Annotated in this window: 3 protein-coding genes; all 3 read left to right on the forward strand. The window is 61.4% G+C overall.

Annotated elements, in window-relative coordinates; genetic code table 11:
• Positions 1–93 precede the first annotated feature (93 nt).
• The gene (locus EOA29_RS33730) at positions 94–1,344 is read left to right on the forward strand and encodes a Zn-dependent hydrolase (RefSeq protein ID WP_126093038.1); all 1,251 of its coding nucleotides are present in this window, start codon (positions 94–96) and stop codon (positions 1,342–1,344) included.
• A gap of 3 nt (positions 1,345–1,347) precedes the next feature.
• On the forward strand, positions 1,348–1,740 hold the full coding sequence (locus tag EOA29_RS33735; RefSeq protein ID WP_126093039.1) for a hypothetical protein: 393 nt from the start codon (positions 1,348–1,350) through the stop codon (positions 1,738–1,740).
• A gap of 57 nt (positions 1,741–1,797) precedes the next feature.
• Positions 1,798–2,250 (forward strand): amidohydrolase family protein (locus EOA29_RS33740; RefSeq protein WP_145969962.1); only part of this gene is annotated, 453 nt, incomplete at its 3' end.

Below are 2,250 nucleotides of genomic sequence, written 5' to 3' on the forward strand. Positions count from 1 at the left end.
GGGATGTTCTGAGGTCTATCGATTGACAAACTGGGCGCGGATACCCCTCCCCTCAAGGGGGAGGGGAACGCCGCGCAATTGAAGAGGTGTTGAATGGCCGCCCCAGGCGAGAATCTGCGAATCAATTCAGACCGTTTGTGGGATTCCATCATTGAGATGGCGAAGATCGGCCCCGGCGTTGCCGGCGGCAACAATCGCCAGACGCTCACCGATTCCGACAGAGAAGGCCGGGAGCTGTTCAAGTCCTGGTGCGATGAGGCCGGGCTCACCATGGGCGTGGACCAGATGGGCACCATGTTCATGACGCGGGCCGGCACCGATCCGGATGCGCTGCCGGTCTATGTCGGCTCCCACCTCGACACCCAGCCGACCGGCGGCAAATATGACGGCGTGCTCGGCGTGCTTTCCGGGCTCGAGGTCGTGCGCTCGCTCAACGATCTCGGCATCAAGACGAAACATCCGATCGTGGTCACCAACTGGACCAACGAAGAAGGCGCGCGCTTCGCGCCGGCCATGCTCGCCTCCGGCGTGTTCGCCGGCGTGCACACCCAGGAATACGCCTATGGCCGCAAGGATCTCGACGGTCTGACCTTCGGCGACGAGCTGAAGCGCATCGGCTGGGTGGGCGACGAAAAGGTCGGCGCTCGCAAGATGCATGCCTATTTCGAGTATCACATTGAGCAAGGGCCGATCCTCGAGGCCGAGAACAAGCAGATCGGCGTGGTGACCCACTGCCAGGGCCTGTGGTGGCTGGAGTTCACGCTGACCGGCAGGGAGGCGCATACCGGCTCGACGCCGATGAACATGCGCGTAAATGCCGGCCTTGCCATGGCGCGCATCCTGGAGATGGTGCAGACGGTCGCAATGGAGAGCCAGCCCGGCGCCGTCGGCGGTGTCGGCCAGATGAAGTTCTCGCCCAATTCCCGCAACGTTTTGCCCGGTACGGTGATCTTCACCGTCGACATCCGCTCGCCGGACCAGGCGAAGCTCGACGGCATGCGCGCCCGCATCGAGAAGGAAGCGCCGAAGATCTGCGAACCTCTCGGCGTCAAATGCTCCGTCGAGGCGGTCGGTCATTTCGATCCGGTGACCTTCGACCCGACGCTGGTCGGCCGCGTGCGCACCGCTGCCGAAAAGCTGGGCTACAGCCACATGAACATTATCTCCGGCGCCGGCCACGACGCCTGCTGGGCGGCCAAGGTCGCGCCAGCGACCATGGTCATGTGCCCCTGCGTCGGCGGGCTCAGCCACAACGAGGCCGAGGACATCTCCAAGGAATGGGCGGCGGCGGGCGCTGACGTCTTGTTCCACGCGGTGGTCGAGACGGCGGGGATTGTGGAGTGACTTATGGAAGGAAAGGACGATCTGGATTTTGATGCGCTGATCGCGTTCATTCATAGGGAGATCGACGAATACGACTATCCAGCGCTCATGAAAGATCGGACTGATTTGGTGGGGGTGCCTGTAGCTGAAGACGTCATCATAGGTGACCTTGCCCGATTTCGCTCGGCATTGGTTAAGCCCTACTGGATCGACGTGGATCGCCGTGACACCATCGCCGATCTGGAAAGTCGCACGCCGGTTGTCGAAAGATGCATCGTAGTGACAGATGATCGAGACGGTTACCTTTTGGCTTATGAGCCTCATAAGCAGGAGTTTCTTTTGGTAGACCGAATGGAAGATCGCCACGTCTCGATCGGCGTCCGAGGTGACGCGGTCGGTTGTTATCTGGCGATGTAAAGGTTGATGCGGCAGCGATCAGAAGAAGTCGCGCCGGCTTAAGAAGGGAACAAGAGAATGACCAAAGTCATCAAGAACGGCACCATCGTCACCGCCGACCGCACGTGGAAGGCCGACGTGGTGTTCAGCCACGGCAAGATCATCGCCATCGGGTCGGACCTGCACGGCGACCATGAGTTCGACGCCACCGGCTGTTATGTCATGCCGGGCGGCATCGATCCGCACACCCATCTCGAAATGCCTTTCATGGGCACCTATTCGGCCGACGATTTCGAGTCCGGCACGCGCGCGGCGCTCTCCGGCGGCACGACCATGGTGGTCGATTTCTGCCTGCCGGCGCCGCAGCAGTCGCTGCTCGAAGCGCTGCAGATGTGGGACAACAAGACGTCGAAGGCGGCTTGCGACTATTCCTTCCACATGGCGATCACCTGGTGGGGCAAGCAGGTGTTCGACGAGATGGCGACCGTCGTCGACAGGGGCATCACCTCGTTCAAGCACTTCATGGCCTAC

This window comes from Mesorhizobium sp. M1E.F.Ca.ET.063.01.1.1 (assembly GCF_003998155.1).
In the GTDB taxonomy this organism is placed as follows: domain Bacteria; phylum Pseudomonadota; class Alphaproteobacteria; order Rhizobiales; family Rhizobiaceae; genus Mesorhizobium.

What these genes read in the sequence shown, in the direction of transcription:
- EOA29_RS33730 (WP_126093038.1), top strand. Translation starts at nt 94, where the DNA reads ATGGCCGCCCCAGGCGAGAATCTGCGAATCAATTCAGACCGTTTGTGG.
- EOA29_RS33735 (WP_126093039.1), top strand. Translation starts at nt 1,348, where the DNA reads ATGGAAGGAAAGGACGATCTGGATTTTGATGCGCTGATCGCGTTCATT.